Origin of the sequence: Streptomyces sp. NRRL WC-3549 (genome assembly GCF_000721935.1) — a bacterium.
Classification (GTDB): domain Bacteria; phylum Actinomycetota; class Actinomycetes; order Streptomycetales; family Streptomycetaceae; genus Streptomyces.
The window spans coordinates 249199-249908 of sequence record NZ_KL585394.1 but is presented as its reverse complement, the minus strand read 5'-3'; the positions used below and the strand labels follow the sequence as shown (position 1 = coordinate 249908).

At 71.4% G+C, this 710-nt stretch carries 1 pseudogene; it reads right to left on the bottom strand.

The window, feature by feature from the left end:
- Positions 1 to 91: 91 nt before the first annotated feature.
- Positions 92 to 697: pseudogene (locus tag IH13_RS0111890) on the bottom strand (RNA polymerase subunit sigma-70); the annotation flags it as partial.
- Positions 698 to 710: the final 13 nt, after the last annotated feature.

Here is a 710-nt window from a genome sequence, read left to right as displayed (position 1 = left end):
CCCATCCACTGCGTGGCGCCCCAGCCGGCGAGCGCCACCACCGTCCAGCCGGCTATCAGTCCGTTCCGCAGGGGGCGCCGGCCCAGGAACCTCACCCCGCGTCCAGGCGGTCGGGCAGCCCGAACAGCGGGAAGAAGCGCGGGGTGTCCAGGAAGCAGTGCATCCCGGTGACGGCACCGCCCGAGACGTCGATGACCTGCACCGCCCACGGAACGAACCCGGGGCCGTCCGGATCCGGCTTGTAGTGCGCGAAGGCCGGGGAGCCGTTGGCCTCGATCGCGACCAGCCTCGAACCCGCGCAGCCCGCGCCGATGCTGAGCATGAAGCCCGTGATGTCGTCGTGCCCCTGGAGCCAGAGGTCGAACGGCGGCATGGTCATCACGGCGTCCTCGCGGAGCAGCGCGGTCAGCGCCGCCATGTCGTACCCCTCGAACGCCGCCACATAGCGGTCCAGGAGCTTGCGCTGCTCCTCGTCCAGCGGGTTCGCCGCGTCCGGAGCCGTGGCGTCCGTGTCCGCGAGGGTCGCCCTGGCCCGCTGCAAGGCGCTGTTGACCGAGGCGACCGAGGTGTCGAGCAGCTCGGCGACCTCGCTCGCCTTCCACGCCAGCACCTCCCGCAGGATCAGTACCGCGCGCTGCTTGGGCGGCAGGTGCTGGAGCGCCGCGACGAACGCCAGGCGCACCGACTCCCGGGCTGTCTCTTATACACAT